Here is a 19,783-nt window from a genome sequence, read left to right as displayed (position 1 = left end):
AGAACCAGACCAGAGGAGAACGACCGTGACCAAATGGAAAGAAGGACTTTCAGGAATAGCCTTAGCCGCCGCCATGCTCAGCGCAATCACCACCAGCGCGCTCGCCGATGCCGGCGAACTGCACATCTACAACTGGACCGACTACACGTCGGACGAAATGATCAAGAAGTTCGAGGCGGAGACCGGGATCAATGTGACCATCGACACCTATGATTCCAACGAAACCGCGCTCGCCAAGCTGAGCTCGGGCGCCGCCGGCTACGACGTGATGATCATCAGCAACGACTTCGTGCCGATCTTCGTCAAGCAGAAGCTGTTCCAGGAGGTCGACGCTGCGGCGATGCCGAACTTCAAGAACGTCGATCCGAAATGGCAGCACCGGCCGTGGGATCCAGATGCGAAGTACACCGTGCCATGGGTGTGGGGCACCACCTCCTATTCGGTCGACACCGCCGTCTACAAGGGCCCGACCGACAGCCTGAAGCCGCTGTTCGATCCGCCAGCCGAGCTCAAGGGTAAGGTCGGCATGTTCGGCTCGCCGACCGAGGTGATATCGCTGGCGCTGGTCTATCTGGGCAAGGACCAGTGCAACAGCAATCCGGCCGACCTCAAGGAACTCGATGCCTTGCTCGAGGCGCAGAAGCCGTTCGTGAAGGTCTACAATTCCGACGGCATCGTCGAGCGTCAGGTCGCCGGCGAGACGGTCATGCACGAGCAATGGTCGGGCAAGGCGCTGGCGACACGCCAGCAGAAGTCGACGGTCAAATATGTCTACCCCAAGGAAGGCGTGGTTGGCTGGATGGACAATGTCGCGGTTCCCTCGACGGCGCCCAATCTCGACAATGCCAAGAAATTCCTCAACTTCCTGATGGATCCCGAAAACATCGCGCTGCAGCAGAAATACACCGGCTACCAGAGCGGGATCGCCGGATCGAACAAACTGCTGGCGCCGGACGTTGGCGGCTCGCCTGAATTCAATCCGCCGGCCGATCTCAAGATCACCTTCGCGCCGTCATGCGATGAGAAGGCGATCCGCGCCTATGACCGGATCTGGACCAATCTGCGCCAGTAGGGCGCGACGCAAAACGCCGCCCGCTCGCGCGGGCGGCGTTTGTCCGAGGAGATCGAATGAAACGCTATGCCCGCTCGATCGTCTTGCGCGCCGGCAGGTCGTCGGCTTCGGCCGCCAGCAGGATGTCGGTGGTGACAGCCAGGTGCGCCGCCAGCAATTCGCATGCCTTCTCCGCATCGCGGTCGAGCACGGCATGGGCGAGGTCCTGATGTTCCTTGCTGATGTTGCGGGCTTTTGGCGCCAGCGAGACCGACCGACGGCGATAGCGCTCGCTCTGGTCGTAAAGCTGGTCGCGCAGGCGCAGCAGCCAGCGGCTGTCGCAGCCGGCGACGAGCGCCTTGTGGAAGGCCGCGTGCGCGGTCGCCCATTCGTCGCTCGAATGCACCGGATCGTCCGGCGTGTGCTCGGGCGTGCGCGACAGCCGGTGAAGGGCTGCGACCAACTGCGATTCCCAGGCGACATCGCCGACCTCGATGGCGCGGCGGATGCACAGCGTTTCGATCTGGATGCGCGTCTTGGTGAGATCGAGCAGGTCCTCGGCCGAGATCGGTGCGGCGCGAAAGCCGCGCTGCGGTTCGGCCACGACAAGGCCTTCGGAGGTCAGCCGCGACAATGCCTCGCGGATGGCGCCGAGGCTGACGGACAGCCTGTCGCAGAGTTCCTGGACCTTGAGCCGGCTGCCGGGCGCGATCCGGCACGACAGCAGGTCGGCGCGCAGATCCTCATACGCGCCCTGGGTGAGATTGATCGAGCCTTCCCTAGCCATTCGTTTGCCTGCGGGCGAATCCGTCCTTCGAGGGGCCTTGATACATTATCTCAGCGGAAAATCAGAATGGAAAATAATATATTCTCTGTTGACAGATATATAATTTCTCAACAAAGTCCAGTCTTCACGAGCAAGGATGTGGCCAGTGCGATTTGCAGCCTATAAATCGTCGCGGGGACCTGGGCTGGCGATCGCCTTGCCCGGAGGCGAATTCCGCGGCATCGACGCCAGCGATGCGATGTTTCCCGGATGGCTGGACCAACTGATCGCCGAAGGCACGCCGGCACTGCAGGCCGCCGGCGAGAAATTGGCCTGTGGGCGCAAAATCGATGCGAAATCCGTCGAATGGCTGCCGCCGATCTCGAGGCCGGGCAAGATCATCTGCGTCGGCCTGAACTATGTCGACCATTCGATCGAGAGCGGCTTCGTGCCGCCGACCTACCCGACTTTGTTCGCCCGCTTCTCGACCAGCCTGATCGGCCATGGCGCCGCGATCCGCCGGCCGGAGGCCTCGATCCAGCTCGACTATGAGGGTGAGATGGTGGCGGTCATCGGCAAGGCCGGCCGCCACATTGCCCCCAGCCAGGCGCTGAGCCACGTCGCCGGCTATTCCATCTTCAACGACGGCTCGATCCGCGACTTCCAGACCAAGGCGCCGCAGTGGACCGTCGGCAAGAATTTCGATGGCACCGGCTCGTTCGGGCCGATCTTCGTCACGGCGGACGAATTGCCGCCGGGCGGCAAGGGCCTGCGCATCCAGACGCGGCTCAATGGCGAGATCGTCCAGAACGCCACGACCGATGACATGATCTTCGATGTCGTCTCGCTGATCTCGATCATCAGCGAGGCGATCACGCTGGAGCCCGGCGACATCCTCGTCACCGGCACGCCGTCCGGCGTCGGCGTGGCGCGCAAGCCGCAGCTGTTCATGAAGCATGGCGATGTCTGCGAAGTCGAACTGGAAGGCGTCGGCATCCTGTCCAATGTCGTGGCCGACGACGTCATCGCAGCGCAGGCCGTCAACCAATAACCCTCGCCAACTCCGAAAGGACGAAGTCATGACAAGAGTGATGTTTCGAAATGCCATGATCTGGGACGGCACGGGCGCTGACGCCTATCCGGCCGATCTGCTGGTCGACAATGGCCGCATCGTCACCATCGCGCGCACGCCGGGACAATTGTCGGGCGAGGGCGCGACGACGGTCGAATGCCGCGGCATGACGCTGATGCCCGGCCTTGTCGAAGGCCATGCCCACATCTCATTCGGCGGCGCGATCAAGGATTCCGACCTCGGCCTGATCCCGCCCGAGGAGCATCTGCTGCTCACCATGCGCAACGCCAAGACCTTGCTCGACCACGGCTTCACCAGCGCCTACAGCGCCGCGACCTCGAAGCTCAGGCTCGACATCGTCATCCGCAACGAAATCAATGCCGGCCGCTTGCCGGGCCCGCGCATGCGCGCCGGCAGCCCGGAGATCACGGTCACCGGCGGCCTCGGCGACGAGCGCCAGCAGCATATGTACCACGAGAGCTTCGGCATGATCGCCGACGGCGTCGAGGAGATCACCAAGGCGGTGCGGCTGTGCTGCCGCGAAGGTGCCGACAACATCAAGATCAACATTTCGGGTGATGATCTGAGCCCGGCCGCGCATGGCGGCCTCACCGTCATGAGCGAGGCCGAGGTAATGACGGCGGTGTCGGTGGCGCGCGACTTCGGCAAGAAGATCAACTGCCATGCCCGTGCCGCCGGTTCGGTCAAGCGCGCCGTCAAATGCGGCGTCGACGTCATCTACCACTGCGAGTCCGCCGACGAGGAAGCGCTCGACGCGCTGGAATCGGCAAAGGACCGCATCTTCGTCGGCCCGGCCATCGGCATCATCTACGGCACGCTCTATGAGGGCGAGCCCTTCGGCTTCACCCATGAGATGGCGGTGAAATTCGGCATGCAGCGCATCCTCGACGACAGCCGCAAGGTCTACACCGAACTGCGCAAGCGCGGCGTGCGCGCGCTGATCGGCGGCGACTATGGTTTCGCGCAGACGCCGCAAGGCACCAACGCGCGGGATCTAAAGCACTTCGTCGACCTGCTCGGATATTCGCCCAGCGAAGCCCTGCAATGCGGCACGCGGCTCGGCGGCCAGGTGATGGGCCTCGGCGACGAACTCGGCATGGTCAAGGAAGGCTTCATCGCCGACCTGCTGCTGGTCAATGGCGATCCGCTGAAGGACCTCGACATGATGGTGCATGAGAAGAACCTCATCGTCATCATGAAGGATGGCGAGCTCTACAAGGACCAGTCGGCCTCGGTCGCTTTGCAGCGGCAAGCGGCCTAGGCCTAGCCATCATGCAGCCCGTGGTTCCGATCGATGTCGACGAGACGACCGGCATTTGGCGGACCGACGGGCTGCCGATGGTCTATCTGCCCAGGCATTTCCTGGTCAACAATCATCTCGCGGTTGAGGCAGCCCTCGGCCGCGACGCCTACCGCGCCATCCTGCTGATTTCGACGGCGAAGTCCGCCATCGAATGGTGCCAGGCGCAGGTGCGGGTCAGGGGCCTCGATCCCGAGGCGACGTTCCGCCACTATTTCCAGCGCCTGTCGCAGCGCGGCTGGGGTCAGTTCTCGATCGACGTGCTGGATGTCGCCGGCCGTCGCGGCAGCATCAGCCTGCGCAATTCGATCTTCGCGCTGGAGGCCGGGCAGCAACCCGGCCAGCGCGTCTGCTACATGTTCGAAGGCTTCGTCACCGGCGCCTTCTCATTCCTGCTCGGCATTGCCGATCCAACGGCAGTCGCATGCGAGGAGACGTATTGTGCCTGCGACGGCCAGCATGACCATTGCCGGTTCGATTTCGAAGCCAGGATGTAGGCTGCGTCCGCGATAGGGGTGGTGACGGTACCTTTTGAGGCGGCGCAGACGTGCAACGCGCATCGCAACTGGCCGGCTGTGACGCGACTTGACCGTCACGCCGGCTTGTCGTCCGGATGGCCAAGCTCGCAGAACCAGCCGCCGAGATATTTTACCGACGGCCGTTTCGGATCGGGGACGGGGGTCTTTGCTTCCACGGCGGCGCGGAACGGCTCGGCGCTGTCCTGCGGGATGTACCCCAGATGGTTGGCGCCGCTGTTGTCGACCATCTTCAGCCTGTTGTCGGATATGCCGAACGAGATCGTGTGGCCGACGCGCGGCGCGGTGAGCGCTGCCTCGACCAGGCGCACGCAGTCGGCGAAGGAGAGGTAGGACCACAGCATGCGGCGGTCCGCCGGTTCGGGGAAGGATGAGAAGATGCGCAGGCACACCGTCTCGATGCCGAACTTGTCCCAGTAGAGCCGGCTGAGGCTTTCGACGAAATTCTTCGAGACACCATAGAGGCTGTCGGGGCGCACCGGCGCGTCGACACCGATATGGGCCTCGACCTCATGATAGCCGATGGCGTGTACGGAGGAGGCGTAGATGACGCGCTTCACACCGTGTTTCCGGGCGCCTTCGTAGATATGGTAGGAGCCGCGGATGCTGGAATCGAGGATGGTCTGCCATTCGCATTCGAGCGGCGCGCCGCCGAAGTGCACGATCGCGTCACAGTCCCTGGTGGCGGCGATCGTCGCCTCCATGTCGGCGAGATCGAACACCGCTTCTTCTTCGTGCGGCGCCAGATCGTCGAACGGCTCACGTCCTGCCAGGCGGATCGTCTTCGCCAGCGGCCCCAGCCCCTTGCGCAGTTCCGAGCCGAGGCGGCCGGCAGCACCGGTGATCAGGATACGGTCGTAATGCGGCATCATCTACTCCACTTGCGCGACGGCGGCGTTGATCCGCGCGATCGCCTCGGTCAGCACCTCTTCGCTGGTCGCGGTCGAGATACGAAAATAGGGTGAAAGTCCATAGGCAGCACCCGGCACCGAAGCTACGCGGCCTTCGTTCAGGAGATAGTTTGCCACCGCCGTGTCGTCGTCCAGCACGACACCACCGGGCGTCTTGCGGCCGATCAGGCTGGCGCAGCCGATATAGGCATAGAAGGCGCCATCCGGCGGCGACAGCGCGAGGCCATTGATCTTCCTGATCCCGCCGACGACCAGATCACGGCGCGCCTCGAACGCTTGCCGGAAACGCGCCACTTCGTCCTGCGGGCCGTTGAGCGCGGCGACCGTCGCTGCCTGCGAGATCGAGCAGACGGAGGTGCAGGACTGGCTCTGGATGGTCGACATCGCTTTCACCAGCGGCGCCGGTCCGGCGGCGTAGCCGACACGCCAGCCGGTCATCGCATAGGATTTCGAAACGCCGTTGACGATCAGTGTGCGATCCCTGAGTTCCGGGCAGGCCTTGCCGAAGGACACGAATTCGCGTCCGTCGAACAGGATGTGCTCGTAGATTTCGTCTGAGAGGATGAGCACCTGAGGGTGCCTTGCCAACACCGCGCCCAGCGCCTGCAGATCCGATTGCGAATAGACCGCACCGGACGGGTTGCCCGGCATGTTGAGGAAAAGCCACTTCGTTCTCGGCGTGATGGCCTCCTCCAGCACTTCTGGCGTCAGCCGGAAGCCCGACGTCTCCGGACATTCGACGACGAAGGGCGTGCCACCGAGCAGCTTCACCATTTCCGGATAGGAGACGAAATAGGGGGCCGGCAGGATAGCCTCGTCGCCGCTCTCCAGCGTTGCCATCAGCGCGTTGAAGATGATCTGCTTGGCGCCGTTGGCCACGACAATGTCGTCGGCCGTGTAATCCAGCCCGTTCTCGCGTCGGAACTTGCCGGCAATGGCTTCACGCACCTCGGCCGTGCCGGCCGCACCCGTGTACAGCGTCTGTCCCGCCTTGGCCGCGACATGAGCGGCATCGATGATGTGGCTGGGTGTCGGGAAATCCGGCTCGCCCAAGCCGAGATCGATCACGTCGACGCCCTTGGCGCGCAGCGCCTTGGCGGCTTGCGAGGCCGCCATGGAAGCCGAGGGCTTCACCGCCGACAGGCGCGAGGCGATGTAGCTCATTTGCCGTTCTCCGAAATATATTCCTTGGAGCGGTCGTTCGCCCGCGCCTCGGTGCTGCGTTTGGCCGGATCGCCATAGCCGCCGCCGCCCGGCAATTCGAGGATCAGCCGCCGGCCGGCCGGAACATGCTGCCAGCCCTTTGGCCGCATCTGCGTGCCATCGTCCAGTTTGACCACGCCGGCGACGCCGGGCCCGCCGCCATTGCGTCCGTGGGCAGGGTGATTGACGCGGTCGAACATGGCAGAGAAGTCGAACTCATGGCCCTCGATCGCCTCGATCTCGATAATCTGTCCCAGGCCGCCTCGAAATTCGCCGTCGCCGCCGGAGTCCGGCCGCAGCTCCTTGCGCCAGATGACGATCGGCCCGGTGTGCTCCGTCGCCTCGATCGGCATGGTGTGGACGCCAGAGGGGAACGCCGTCGCCGAAAGGCCATCGAGGCTGGGCCGGGCTCCCATGCCGCCGGAGTTGAACATCAGCACTTCGGCACGCCGGCCCTGGCCGCCCGCGACCGGCCGCACGGAGATGTGGATGTTCCACAGCGCGCCGGCGCCTTCGGCGAGGATCTTGCCCGGCAGCGCCTGGGAGATCGCGCCCAGCACGAGATCGGGGACCATGTGGCCGAAGATGTGCCTGAGCGCCACCGGCGCCGGCCGCACCGCGTTCAGGATGTTGACCGGCGACGTCACTGTGAAGAAGGCAAGCGAGGCGGCGTTGTTGGGAATGTCGGGCGCCACCACGCATTTCAGCGCGTAGCAGGCATAGGCCTTGCTGTAGATGATCGGACAGTTGATGCCCCAGCGGCTCATCGGGTCGGTGCCGGTGAAATCGACTTCGACATGGTCGTCACGGACCGACACTTTTGCCGCCAGTTTCACCGGCGCGTCATAGCCGTCAGTGACAAGCTCGTTCGACCAGCTGCCTTTCGGCAGCGCCTTGATGCGCTCGAGCATGGCGTCGCGTGTGCGTGAGAAGATGAAGTCGCCGAGCCCGTCGAGCGAGGAGAGCCCGATCTCCTTCATCATGTCGACGAGGCGGCGATGACCGACCTCGTTGCAGGCGGCGAGCGAATAGAAATCGCCGACCACCTGGTTCGGCTCGCGGACATTGGCGCGCAGGATCCTGACCAGGTCGAGATTGACCTTGCCCTTTTCCGCGAATTTCATGATCGGGATCTGGATGCCTTCCTCGTAGACGGACTTGGCGTCGGCGCCGAAGCCGCGCCCGCCGACGTCGACGACATGCGCCGTGCAGGCGAAGAAGGCCACCAGCTCGCCGTTCAGGAAGGATGGCGACACCATGGTGATGTCGTGCAGATGGCCTGTGCCCAGCCAGGGGTCGTTGGTGACATAGGTATCGCCCTCGAACATGGTGTCGCGCGGGATTTCGTGCATGAAATGCAGCACGGCCTCGGCCATGGTGTTGACGTGGCCGGGCGTGCCGGTCACCGCTTGCGCCAGCATCTGGCCGCGTGGATCGAACACGCCGGCCGACAGGTCGCCGGACTCGCGCACCGAGGTCGAGAAGGCGGTGCGCAGCAAGGTCAGCGCCTGCTCCTCGACCACCGAGATCAACCGGTTCCACATCACCTGCATGCGGATGTCGCTGATGTCGCTCATGACTGGCTGCCTTTGCGGATCAGAAGGATGGCGGCGTCGCTCTGGATGACGGCGTCGAAACTGGTGGTGACGACGGTGGACGTCTCGCGTTCGACGATGACCACCGGACCGGCAACGCGATCACCGGCGCAGAGCGTATCGCGTTCGACAATACCGTAGGTTTGCGGTGCGCCGCTTGCCGGATCGAACACCGCGCGGGTGGTGGCCGGCTGGCTGGTCCGTGTGCCTGCCGTGAGCTCATGCCTGGCGACATCAGGCCTTATATCCGTCGCCTTGACCGACCAGGTGACGATCTCGATCTCCAGCCCGTCGAGCCCTTCGATGGCGCGGCCGAAGAAGCGCTGGTAGTTCGCCTCGAACAAATCCTTGAGCCCCGTGGCGGCATCGTCGCCGAACGGCTTGTCCGGCAGCGGCACGGGGATTTCCCAGCCCTGGCCGGCATAGCGCATGAAGGCGGTGATTTCGCAGGTGATGCTGCCGCTGGCGCCGCTGCGCACGAAGCTTTCGGCTGATGCCTTGAGGTCGCCGAGCAAGGCATTGATTTCGGCCGGCTTGAACCGCGACAGGCGGGTCAGCTTCGACGCCAGCGCCTCGTAGCCGAATGGCGCCTTGAGGAAACCGATCGCCGAGCCGACACCCGCCCCCTTGGGGACGATGCAGCGTTCGATGCCGAGTTTTTCGCAGAGCCGTGCCGCGTGCAGGGGCGCAGCACCGCCAAAGGCGATCATCACATTGTCGGAGATGTTCTTGCCGTTCTCGACCGCGTGGACGCGGGCGGCATTGGCCATGTTCTCGTCCACCACCTCGCAGATCCCGAAGGCCGTCGACATGGCGTCGAGCGACAGCCGCTCGCCGACATCGCGCAGGATCGCCTGTTCGGAAGCTGTCGTGTCGAGCCGGATCGCGCCGCCGGCGAAATTGTCGGGGTCGAGCTTGCCCAGCACGAGATCCGCGTCGGTGATCGCCGGGCGTTTGCCGCCACGGCCGTAGCAGGCAGGTCCCGGCTCCGAGCCGGCACTTTCCGGCCCGGTCTGGATCCGGCCCATGGCGTCGACCCAGGCGATGGAACCGCCGCCAGCGCCGATCTCGATCATCTCGATCACGGGAATGGAGATCGGCATGCCCGAGCCCTTGCAGAAGCGGTAGGTGCGCGCCACCTCGAAAGTTCTCGCCGTGCGCGGCGCAAAATCCTCGATCAGGCAGATCTTCGCGGTCGTGCCGCCCATATCGTAGGAAACGACCTTCTCCAGGCCGAAGCGCCGGGCGATATCGGCGGCGAAGATGGCGCCGCCGGCCGGGCCGGACTCGACCAGGCGCACCGGAAATTCGGAAGCGGTCTCCACCGAGATCAGGCCGCCGCCCGAATGGATCATGAAGACCGGGCATTCGGCGCCCATATCTTTCAGCCGCGTCTGGAAGCGGGCGAGATAGTCGGCCATCTGTGGCCGCACATAGGCGTTGGCGCAGACCGTGTTGAAGCGTTCGAACTCGCGCATCTGCGGCGACACTTCGGCGCTGATCGAAATCGGGATGTTGAGCTGGCGGGACAGGATTTCGCGCGCGCGGCGCTCATGCGCCGGATTGGCGTAGGCGTGGATGAAGCCGATCGCCGCCGAGCCGAAGCCGCCGGCCGCGATCCGCTCTGCAATCTCTTCCAGCGCGGCTTCGTCGAGCGGCTGCAACTCCTGTCCCTCGGCGCCGATCCGGCCCTTGACCGTGAAGCGGTGCTCGCGCGGGATGAGTGGCGTCGGCAGCTGCAGGTTCAGATCATATTGTTCGAAGCGGTTTTCCGTCCGCATCTCGATCACGTCGCGAAAGCCTTCGGTCGTGACCAGCGCGGTCTTCGCGCCGCGCCGCTCGATCAGGGCGTTGGTGGCGAGCGTCGTGCCGTGGATGATGATGCCGATCTCGGACGGCGAAATGCCGGCATCGCGGGTGACGACGGCAATGCCGTCGAGGATCGCCTGCTCGGGCGCTGCATAATTGGTCAGCACCTTGGTCGAGAACAGCGTTCCCCTGAGCTCAAGCGCGATGTCGGTGAACGTGCCGCCTATGTCAGCGCCAAGACGGATGTCGTCGATTCCTGAGGTCATGCCTTGGCCTTCTGCGAAGCGAGCGCGGCTTCGCGCATCTGGGAGAGGGTCTGTCGGGGCGTCAGCGCTTCCGCCGAGATGGCGATGTCGAGAACCGCGCCCGTCGTCGAGGCGAGCGCGCGACCGAAGGCGGCGGCAAAATCACCGGTGGATTCGACCCGCTCGGCATGGAAGCCATAGGCCTTCGCCAGCGCGACGAAGTCGGGGTTTTCGAGCGAGGTTCCTGAAATGCGGGCCGGATAGTGGCGTTCCTGGTGCGCGCGGATCGTGCCGTAGATGCCGTTGTTGAGGATCAGCACGATCGGCTGCGCGCCCGCCTGCATGGCGGTTCCCAGTTCCTGGCAATTCATCTGGAAATCGCCGTCGCCGGCAAAGCAGACCGCCGCGCGCTCCGGGAATGCGACCTTCGCCGCGATGGCCGCCGGCAGGCCGTAGCCCATCGCCCCGGACTGCGGCGCAAGCAGCCGCGCCTGCGGTCCGAACTTGAAGAACTTGTTTGGCCACACGGTGAAATTGCCGGCGCCGTTGGTGAGGATGACGTCGGCGGGCAAGGTCTCGCGCAGCCAGGCGCTGACCGCCACCATATCCACCGGGCCGGGCTGGACGGGTGCCGCGAATGTCGCTTCATAGGCCTTGCGCGCCGCCGCACGCCATTCCGTCCAGGCGCCCTTGACCGGCGTCAGCGCCTTGGCGAAGGCGTTCGGGCCGGCATGGATACCAATCGTTGGCACATAGATCTTGCCGATCTCGCGGTCGGAACCATGGACATGGATCAGCTTCTGGCGCGGCTGCGGCACCGACAGCAGCGTATAGCCATCCGTGGTCATCTCGCCGAAGCGCACATTGACAGCCAGGATCACGTCGGCATCGCGGATCAGGTTTTTGACATGCGCCACCATGCCGACACCTGCCTCGCCGACGAAGGCGGGTGAATGATTGTCGAACTGGTCCTGGTAGCGGAAGGCGGCCACGACCGGGATGTCGGACGCCTCGGCGAAAGCCTGCAGCGCCGTGCGCCCTTCCTGCGTCCAGTTGGCGCCACCCATCAGCAGGACCGGCCTCTCGGCCGAGGCCAGCAGCTTGAGTGCCGAGACAATCGCGTCCGCGCTCGGCGCCGGCTCGAAGATCGTGGCCGGCCCGCTGAGCGGGGCGGCCTCGGTCAGGCTGGTCAGCATGTCTTCCGGCAGCGCGACCACCACGGGGCCGGGCCGTCCGGTCAGGGCGGTGGTCCAGGCCCGCGCGACGATCTCGGGCAGGCGCGAGACGTCGTCGATCTCGACCGCCCATTTGGCGACCGTGCCGTAGACGGCCCGGTAGTCGATCTCCTGAAAAGCTTCGCGGCCCTTCATGTCGGTGCCGACCTGGCCGACGAACAGGATCATTGGCGAGCTGTCCTGCATGGCCGTGTGGACGCCTATGCTGGCATTGGTGACGCCCGGGCCGCGTGTGACGAAGCAGATGCCCGGTGATCCCGTCAGCTTGCCGTAGGCGGATGCCATGAACGCCGCACCCCCCTCGTTGCGGCACAGCACATAGTCCAGCCTGCCCTGCGTGTCGTGCAGCGCGTCGAGAACTGCCAGATAGCTTTCGCCGGGCACACCGAAGCTCTTGGTCGCGCCGAGCGCGATCAGGCATTCGACAAGAAGGCGGCCGCCGTTGCGGATCATGTTTTCGACATCCTCGGTCTGGCGGCAAGCGGATCCGGCCTGCCTTTCGGATTTATACCTGCACGCTGGCGCAGTGGGACGAAATCAAGAAATGCCGTCTATTCGAAAGTTTTTCTTTACTCAGCAGTCCGTAGCAGAACACCGGGGTTCATCGTGCCCAGCGGATCGAGCGCGCCCTTCAGCCGCGCCATGAGCTCCCGCTCCACCGCGCCGCGATTGCGCTCTGCCAGCGCGATCTTGGCGCGGCCAAGCCCATGCTCGGCCGCGAAGCTGCCGCCCATCTTGGTGGCAAGCGCCGACAGTGCCTCGGCAAACCGTCCGGCCTTGCTGTCGAAATCGGCACGGCCTTCCGGCGGCGACAGATTGTAGTGGATGTTGCCGTCGCCGAGATGGCCGAACGGGTTGATCCGCACGCCGGGCAGAATGTCTTGGCAGATCGTCGCGCCCGCCTCGATGAAGCGAGCGATCGCGCCCGGCGGCACGGAGATGTCGTGCTTGAGCTGTTCGCCTTCCAGACGCTGCCCTTCCGGCTGTTCCTCGCGCAGCCGCCAGAACTGCGCCCGGTGCGCGCCCGATGTTGCCAGCGCCCCATCCAGGACCAGGCCTTCCTCCATCCCCCATTCCAACGCCGAATTCAGGATTTCGTCGAGGGGAACTCTGGGTGAGCCGGAAGCCAGTTCGACGAGCAGATAGACATCGCCCCGTGTCCCCAGTTGATAGGCGAGATCGGGCAAGTGCTTGAGCGCCAGTGTCAAGCCGACATCGCTGAAGAATTCGAGGCCGGTGAGAAACTCGCCGGCCTCGCCGCGCAGGAAGGCGCCGAACGAAACGGCGGCGGCGAAGTCGGGCATGACGAGAAGCGCGCCCGCCTGCTGCCTTGGCGTGGGGTAGAGCCGCAGCACCGCGCGCGTCACGATGCCGAGCGTGCCTTCCGCACCGCAGAACAGCTTGCGCAATTGATAGCCGGCATTGTCCTTCTGCACCGCGCGCATCCCGTCCCACACGGCGCCGTCCGGGGTGACGACTTCGAGGCCGAGCACGAGATCCTGCATCATGCCGTAGCGGAACGCCTGGCTGCCGCCGGCATTGGTGCCGACCAGGCCGCCGATCCCAGCGCTGCCTTCCGCCCCAAGATGCATCGGAAACATCAGGCCATGCGGTTCCAGCGCCTCGTGCAGCGCGGCAAGTACGACGCCTGCCTCGACAGTGATCGATCCGCTCTCCCGATCCGGTTCGCCGATCGCCGTCATGCGCGACAGCGAGACGATTATGGCGTTCGGCTGTTCCGCGACGGCACCGCCGCAAAGCCCGGTGTTGCCGCCTTGCGGCACCACCGCCAGCCCGGCCTCCCGGCATGCCGCGACGACCGCGGCCGCTTCAGCGGTGGTCGAGGGTCTCGCAACGCCCAGCGGCGCGACGCCATAACGGTTGAGCCAATCGCGCTGGTAGGGCGCGGCATCGTCGCCCGAAAGCCAGCCTTTCGGTCCGAGGATCGCGCGCAACGCGGCTGTGGGATCAGTCATGGAAATACCTGAAGGTGTGCATCGTGCTGAACGTTGCATCTTCAAAAATGCCGTTCAATGGCCCAGCACCTGCGACAGGAATTGTCGGGTGCGCTCGTTGCGGGATGCGGTGAAGAATTCGTCCGGCGGCGCCTCCTCTACGATCTCGCCGCCATCCATGAAGACCACGCGGTCGGCGACGCGGCGGGCAAAGCCCATCTCATGCGTGACGCAGATCATCGTCATGCCTTCGGAAGCCAGCGTCACCATGACGTCGAGCACTTCCGAAATCATTTCGGGATCGAGCGCCGAGGTCGGCTCGTCGAACAGCATGATCTGCGGCTGCATGCACAGGGCGCGCGCGATCGCCACCCGCTGCTGCTGGCCGCCGGAAAGCTGGCCGGGAAACTTCATCGCCTGTTCGGGAATGCGGACTTTTTCCAGATAGCGCCGGGCGGTCGCCTCGGCTTGAGCGCGCGGCTGCTTGCGCACGATCATCGGTGAAAGCATGCAGTTCTCCAGCACCGTCATGTGCGGAAACAGGTTGAAGTGCTGGAACACCATGCCGACCTCCCGCCTGATCTCGTCTATGTTGCCGACATCGTCGTTGAGCTCGGTGCCGAGCACGGTGATGCGGCCGCCATTATGCTGTTCGAGACGATTGATGCAGCGGATCATGGTCGACTTGCCCGAGCCGGAGGGACCGCAGACGACGATCTTCTCGCCGCGCTCCACGGACAGGTTCACGCCCCGCAGTGCGCGAAACGACCCGTAATATTTGTCGAGATTTTCGATGCGGAGCGCAGGCCCGGCCGATTGCGTGGACTTACCTGAAATCATGTCCGCGCCCCTACCGTTCGCTGACCGACATGCGGCGCTCAAGGAAGGCGCCGTAGCGGGATAGGCTGAAAACGAACACGAAGTAGATGAAGGCGATGAAGGCGTAGACCTCGACATAGGCGAAGCGCCATTCGCCGGTGCCATAGGCCGCATTGCCGGACGCCAGGATCTCGAAGAAGCCAACGATGACTACCAGCGAGGTCTCCTTGAAGGAGATGACGAACTGGTTGATCGTCGCCGGCAGTGCATTGCGCATGGCCTGTGGCAGCAGGATGCGGCCGATGCGCTGCCAATAGCGCATGCCGAGCGCCATGGCGGCTTCCTCCTGTCCTTTGGCGACGCCCTGCATGCCGCCGCGCACGATCTCCGCCTGGTAGGCGGAGAAGAACAGCGCCGAACCCAGGATCACCCGGTACAGCTTGTCGCCCTGCAGCCATTGCGGCAGCGCGAACGGCAGCACGATGGCGAAGGTGAACAGGATCGAGATCAGCGGCAGCGAACGCACCCCGTCGATGATCAGGCCGGTGGTGCGCGAAATCCAGGGCAGCTCCGACCGGCGCAGCAAAGCCAGGCAGATCGCCAGGGGGAAGCCGATCAGGCAGGTGGTGACGAAGATGAACAAGGTCAGCGCCAGCCCGCCCCACGCTTCCTCACCGACGAAGGGCAGGCCGAGCACGCCGCCTTTCATCAGCACGTAGAAGACGGTGGTTCCGATCCCCCAGACCAGCGCGATGCGGCGGCCCGTCCAGAAGGCTGGAATACAGCTCAGCACCGTCATCACCACCACGGCCACGCAGGCCAGTGCCGAGCGCCACTGCTCCTCGTAGGGATAGAGGCCGAAGAGAATGATGCGCCACCTGGCCGCGATGACCGACCAGCAGGCCCCGGCCGCGGCCTGGCAGGCCTCCGGTCCGCCGCTGGTGGTGAAGACGGCCGAGAAGACAGCCCAGTTGAGCAGCTTCCAGACGATGAAAGCCATGATCGCCAGGGAGATCAGCGACATCACGGCCTGAAGCGGCGTCGCGAAAAAACGTCGCCTCAAATCCTCGAGCTTTCCGGGGGCGGGTGGAGCGGCAATCTCCATGGCTCAGCCCCTCAACTGATTGCCCTTGAGGGCAATGGCCTTGTTGAGGCGGTTGAACAGGGCGGCCAGCGACAGATTAATGGCGAGGAAGCCTGCCATCAGGATGCCGATCACTTCGAGCGTCTGGCCGGAATGGTTGATCGTCAGCGCCACGATCATGAAGAAATCCGTGAAGCCCACCGCGATGCCCATCGTGGTCGCCTTCATCAGCCAGACATACTGGTTGGCCAGGATCGGCAGCATGGCGCGCAGCGCCAGCGGTAGTCGCACCAGCGTGAACACCCGCCAGGGGCTCAGGCCCAGCGAGAGCGCCGCTTCCATCTGGCCCTTGCCGACAGACTTGAAGCCACCGCGCACGATCTCGGCGATGTAGGAGCCGCCATAGATCGCGATGGCGATGGCGAGCGCGGAAAACTCCGGCGGAATACGCAGGCCACCCCTGAGGTTCAGGCCCTGCAGTGCCGGAAAATCGATGAACGGCGCGTCGGGCAGGCGACCGATCGCCAGGACGACCGCCGCACAGGCAAGCGCTGCCGCAGCGGTGGCGAATTGGATGCCACGCCGCTGACCGATTGCCTGGCTGAGCCGCGATGTGCTGCCCAGCCAGAGCGGCAGCACCATTGCCGCGAGCAAGGCAAACAGGGCCAGCGCCATTGTCACACCGCCGACATTGGGGAACGGGATGTAGAGCCCGCGGCTGGTGAGCAGAAAGCCCCAGGCTTCATGCGCGGCGCGCGGCGGCGGCAGGTGCGTGATCAGCGCGTACCAGAAGAAGACCTGGAGGATCAGCGGGATGTTGCGGAAGATGTCGACATAGGTGCGGCCAAGCAGCTGCGCCAGTTCGTTGGTGGAGGTCCGTGCCAGGCCGACGATGGTGCCGACGATCGTCGCCAGGATCAGGCCGACGGTCCCCAGGAACAGCGTGTTGGTGATGCCGATGAGGAAAAACCACCAATAGGGGTCATTGGCGGTGGCGGGCAGCAGCGTGAAATTCACATCCCAACCCGTCGACTTGAACAGGAAGTCGAAGCCGGAGGTGATGCCTTGCTCAGCCAGATTCCGTCGCGCGATCACGACCCCGGCGAGCACCAGGGCTGTGATCGAGCCGACATAGAGAACCTGCAACAGCGTGTTGCGGCCCTTCTGATTTCTCAGCAGGCTGACCATCGATCAATCTTCCTCGAAATTGCCGTCGGCTCCGCCCGGCAGAGGCCGGGCGGAGCCTGGAGCGGGATGCGTTCAGACCCTATCAGTCGATGACCAGCGGGAACAGGACACCGCCATTGTTCCAGAGATTGGTCAGCTCACGGTCCATCTTGTAGGGCGAATCCTTGCCGAGATCGCGCTCGAAGATCTCGCCGTAATTGCCGACATTCTTGATCACCTTGTAGGCCCAGTCGTCGGAGAGCCCGAGACCCTTGCCCATGCCCGGCGTCACACCGAGGAATTTTGCCACCTGCGGCGAGGTCGGCTTGGCCTTGATCTCGTCGACATTCTTAGAGGTGATGCCTTCCTGCTCGGCGAAGATCAGGGTGCTCAGCGTCCAGTTGGCGATGTCGACCCAATTGTCGTCGCCTTGCCGCATGATCATCACTTCAGGCTCGACCGCGAGCACGTCGGGCAGGATGACATGGTCTTCGACCTTGCCCTTGGCGATGCGCGCGATGGCCAGCGTCGGACCCCACTGCGCATAGAGATCGCAGCGCCCCGAGAAATAGGCCTGCTCGAGTTCCTCGGTCTTTTCGATGAGCACAGGCTCGAGCTTGATGCCGAGCTTGGCAGAATAGGCCGCGACCTGCTGTTCCTGCGAGGTGCCGGCGGGAATGCAGATCGTGCCGCCGTTGGCGTCCTTCAGCGACTTCAGATTGAGTTCCTTGTGCGCCATCACCTTGGTCGTGCCGAGGTAGTAGGACATCGAGAATTGCAGCCCGAGTTCGGTGTCGCGGCTGAGCGTGCCACCGGATGCCTTGATGATGATGTCGACATCGCCCGACTGCAACGCCGGCCAGCGCTGCGCCCAGCTGATCGGAACGACCTTCAGCTTGGTCGGATCGCCAAACACCGCCGTGGCCACCGCCTTGCAGAGGTCGATGTCCATGCCCTTCCAGTTGCCCTTGTCGTCCACCTCGGCAAAGCCGAGATAGGAGCCGTCATGGCCGGTGCAGTTCAGCACGCCGCGTGCCTTGACCGTGTCGAGTGTCTTGCCGCCGGCAGCTTGCGCCGGCGCTGAAAAATGCACGAGGCCAAGGGCCAGGGCCGCAGCCCCCCATTTCATCGTCTTCATGTTGTCGTCTCCGCTGTTGAAATTGTTCCGTTTCTTGTTGTTGGAGCCGCGAAAGGGACCTTTCGCAGTTCGGTCTCGAAGCCGCTTCCTAGTCGGAAAGCGGGGTCGGTTTCGGCAAGGAGATCGCGAGGTCGTTTCGCCAATCCTGCTGGGCCAGCCATCGATGCAGGGCGGCCACAGCCTTCACGCGCAGATGCCCGCGCGGGACGACAAGGTAGAAGCCGGGAACTTCCTCCGGCCGCATATCGGCGATGGCGTCGCGGCCGATCGGCGCGACCAGCGTGCCCGCCCGAAAATCTTCCTCGGCGTCGATGACGGAGACCAGGCCCACGCCGATGCCTTGCAGGGTCGCCCGGCGCATGGTCGCCGCATCGTCGAAGCTGATGCTGCGGTCGCCTTCCGTCAGCTCGACGCCGAGGTGGCGCAATATGTCCGGCCACAGACGCTTCGACTTGACGGTGTCGAGCAGTGTGAACTTCGTCAGCTCATGCGCCGACTTGATCTTTTCGCCGATCGCCGGTGTGCAGCAGATGATCTTCGGGTCCGGCACCAGCAGCGTGGTCTCGTAGTCGGGCCAGTTGCCGTAGCCCCACTGCACCGTCATATCGATGTCGTCGCGCCCGAAATCCGGCAGGTCGACCATCGTCGTCAGGCGTAGATCCGCGCCCGGCAGGATTTCCCGAAACAGCGAGAGCCTGGGCAGCAGATAGTGCGTGGCGAAATACGGGCTCGCATTGAGGTTGATGCGGTCGCGGTAGGTCGATTTGGTGACGCGGCGCACACCTTCCGAAAACTCGTCGAAGCCGGCCTTGACGTAGTGCGAGAGCAGGATGGCGGACTCGGTCAATTCGATCGACCGGCCCTTGCGCTCGAACAGCGTCACCTGGAGCGTGTCTTCCAGCAGCTTGATCTGCTGGCCGACCGCTTGCGGTGTGACCAGCAATTCATCCGCGGCCTGCCGAAAGCTCTTGTGCTGCGCCACGGCGTGGAAGACGCGAAGCGCGTTCAGTGAGGGAAGGCGCAGCTTGCCGGTCATCGAAAATTCCGCTCCTTCCGCTCGAGGCTCCGTTGATCATGCACTGCCGTAGTCAGTCGCCGCCGGCTGCGAAACCTCGCCTCAAGCGTAGATGTAACCACCTGAAACAATGACGTTTTCGCCGGTCATGTAAGTGTTCTTCGGGCCACCCGTCATGAGCACCCATTCGGCAATCTCAGTCGGCTCGGCGCCGCGGCCGAGCGGGCTCGCCTTGGCCAGTTCGTCCAGGAAGCCGAGCGCTTTTGCCTTCTCCGTGGCCATGCCGGCCGGCGCCACCGAATTCACCAGAATGCCGTCCTTCGCTACGTGGTGGGCGAAGGAACGCGTCAGGCTGACGACCGCGGCCTTGGTTGCCGCGTAATGGGCGTTCTGCGGATGCGCCTTGAAGGCGTCGACGGAAGTCAGGTTGACGATGCGGCCGCGCACATGGGCCTTCGGCTCCTGCGACTGCATGTGGCGAACCGCTGCCACCATCATGTGATAGGTGCCCTTGATGTTGATGCCGTTGGAGGCGTCCCAATCGGCGTCGCTGATTTCCAGAAGCGGGCGGCGCGGGTAGATCGCGGCGCAATTGATCAGCGTGTCGACGCGTCCGAGCTTCGAAACGATGGCATCGAATGCGGTATGGCATTGCGGTCCGACCTGGATGTCGCAGGCAGCCGCCGCGGTCGGCAGGCCCTTGGCCTTCGCCGGCGCGAGCGCGGACTCTGCGGCCTCCTGATTGATGTCGATGATGCCGATCTTCGCCGCCCCGGCCTCCACGGCCATCTCAGCCAGGAGGGCGCCAAGGCCGGCGCCGCCGCCAACGATCAGAACGGAAAGATCCTTCATTTAAAGTCT

Annotated in this window: 17 protein-coding genes; 4 read left to right on the top strand and 13 right to left on the bottom strand. The window is 64.2% G+C overall.

The window, feature by feature from the left end:
• Positions 1-25 precede the first annotated feature (25 nt).
• Positions 26-1,072 (top strand): extracellular solute-binding protein, encoded by a 1,047-nt coding sequence (locus AC1D05_RS05175; protein ID WP_477438823.1) that lies wholly within the window; start codon positions 26-28, stop codon positions 1,070-1,072.
• A gap of 64 nt (positions 1,073-1,136) precedes the next feature.
• On the opposite strand, the gene AC1D05_RS05170 is transcribed toward AC1D05_RS05175, so the two are convergent.
• Positions 1,137-1,838 (bottom strand): GntR family transcriptional regulator, encoded by a 702-nt coding sequence (locus tag AC1D05_RS05170; protein ID WP_477438821.1) that lies wholly within the window; start codon positions 1,836-1,838, stop codon positions 1,137-1,139.
• A 145-nt stretch (positions 1,839-1,983) separates the two neighbouring features.
• Between AC1D05_RS05170 and AC1D05_RS05165 the strand changes: the two genes are divergently transcribed.
• The 3 genes from AC1D05_RS05165 to AC1D05_RS05155 are packed head-to-tail and all read left to right on the top strand — an operon-like array spanning position 1,984 to position 4,707.
• Positions 1,984-2,868 carry a fumarylacetoacetate hydrolase family protein gene (locus tag AC1D05_RS05165; protein ID WP_477438819.1) on the top strand — a complete coding sequence of 295 codons (885 nt, stop codon included), beginning with the start codon at positions 1,984-1,986 and terminating at the stop codon, positions 2,866-2,868.
• Between the two features lie 28 nt (positions 2,869-2,896).
• A complete protein-coding gene (locus AC1D05_RS05160) occupies positions 2,897-4,171 on the top strand; it encodes a metal-dependent hydrolase family protein (RefSeq protein WP_477438817.1) in 1,275 nt (424 codons plus the stop codon).
• Positions 4,172-4,182: 11 nt separating this feature from the next.
• On the top strand, positions 4,183-4,707 hold the full coding sequence (locus AC1D05_RS05155; RefSeq protein ID WP_477438815.1) for a DUF5943 domain-containing protein: 525 nt from the start codon (positions 4,183-4,185) through the stop codon (positions 4,705-4,707).
• A 95-nt stretch (positions 4,708-4,802) separates the two neighbouring features.
• On the opposite strand, the gene AC1D05_RS05150 is transcribed toward AC1D05_RS05155, so the two are convergent.
• The 12 genes from AC1D05_RS05150 to AC1D05_RS05095 form a co-directional block, all read right to left on the bottom strand.
• Positions 4,803-5,615 (bottom strand): NAD-dependent epimerase/dehydratase family protein, encoded by an 813-nt coding sequence (locus AC1D05_RS05150; protein WP_477439123.1) that lies wholly within the window; start codon positions 5,613-5,615, stop codon positions 4,803-4,805.
• A gap of 3 nt (positions 5,616-5,618) precedes the next feature.
• Positions 5,619-6,821 carry a pyridoxal phosphate-dependent aminotransferase gene (locus AC1D05_RS05145; protein ID WP_477438813.1) on the bottom strand — a complete coding sequence of 401 codons (1,203 nt, stop codon included), beginning with the start codon at positions 6,819-6,821 and terminating at the stop codon, positions 5,619-5,621.
• Positions 6,818-8,437, bottom strand: coding sequence for a hydantoinase B/oxoprolinase family protein (locus tag AC1D05_RS05140; protein WP_477438811.1), 1,620 nt, complete (start codon positions 8,435-8,437; stop codon positions 6,818-6,820). Before AC1D05_RS05140 ends, AC1D05_RS05145 begins: the two co-directional genes overlap by 4 nt.
• A complete protein-coding gene (locus AC1D05_RS05135) occupies positions 8,434-10,530 on the bottom strand; it encodes a hydantoinase/oxoprolinase family protein (protein WP_477438810.1) in 2,097 nt (698 codons plus the stop codon). The genes AC1D05_RS05140 and AC1D05_RS05135 overlap by 4 nt, the downstream gene beginning before the upstream one ends.
• Positions 10,527-12,197 carry a thiamine pyrophosphate-binding protein gene (locus AC1D05_RS05130; protein ID WP_477438808.1) on the bottom strand — a complete coding sequence of 557 codons (1,671 nt, stop codon included), beginning with the start codon at positions 12,195-12,197 and terminating at the stop codon, positions 10,527-10,529. The genes AC1D05_RS05135 and AC1D05_RS05130 overlap by 4 nt, the downstream gene beginning before the upstream one ends.
• Positions 12,198-12,313: 116 nt before the next feature.
• On the bottom strand, positions 12,314-13,720 hold the full coding sequence (locus AC1D05_RS05125; protein WP_477438806.1) for an FAD-binding oxidoreductase: 1,407 nt from the start codon (positions 13,718-13,720) through the stop codon (positions 12,314-12,316).
• Positions 13,721-13,774: 54 nt separating this feature from the next.
• The gene (locus AC1D05_RS05120; RefSeq protein WP_477438804.1) at positions 13,775-14,539 is read right to left on the bottom strand and encodes an amino acid ABC transporter ATP-binding protein; all 765 of its coding nucleotides are present in this window, start codon (positions 14,537-14,539) and stop codon (positions 13,775-13,777) included.
• Between the two features lie 10 nt (positions 14,540-14,549).
• Positions 14,550-15,542, bottom strand: coding sequence for an amino acid ABC transporter permease (locus AC1D05_RS05115; RefSeq protein ID WP_477438802.1), 993 nt, complete (start codon positions 15,540-15,542; stop codon positions 14,550-14,552).
• An 84-nt stretch (positions 15,543-15,626) separates the two neighbouring features.
• The gene (locus AC1D05_RS05110) at positions 15,627-16,790 is read right to left on the bottom strand and encodes an ABC transporter permease subunit (RefSeq protein ID WP_477438800.1); all 1,164 of its coding nucleotides are present in this window, start codon (positions 16,788-16,790) and stop codon (positions 15,627-15,629) included.
• 82 nt (positions 16,791-16,872) lie between these two features.
• A complete protein-coding gene (locus AC1D05_RS05105; RefSeq protein WP_477438798.1) occupies positions 16,873-17,907 on the bottom strand; it encodes an amino acid ABC transporter substrate-binding protein in 1,035 nt (344 codons plus the stop codon).
• A gap of 88 nt (positions 17,908-17,995) precedes the next feature.
• Positions 17,996-18,943: a LysR substrate-binding domain-containing protein gene (locus AC1D05_RS05100; RefSeq protein ID WP_477438797.1), complete on the bottom strand. Its 948-nt coding sequence runs from the start codon at positions 18,941-18,943 to the stop codon at positions 17,996-17,998.
• 81 nt (positions 18,944-19,024) lie between these two features.
• Positions 19,025-19,774, bottom strand: coding sequence for an SDR family NAD(P)-dependent oxidoreductase (locus tag AC1D05_RS05095; RefSeq protein WP_477438795.1), 750 nt, complete (start codon positions 19,772-19,774; stop codon positions 19,025-19,027).
• Positions 19,775-19,783 lie beyond the last annotated feature (9 nt).

It is taken from the genome of Mesorhizobium sp. P2_E9 (assembly GCF_056403815.1).
Note: the sequence above shows the minus strand (reverse complement) of the source record. Positions and strands in the feature narration are given on the sequence as shown.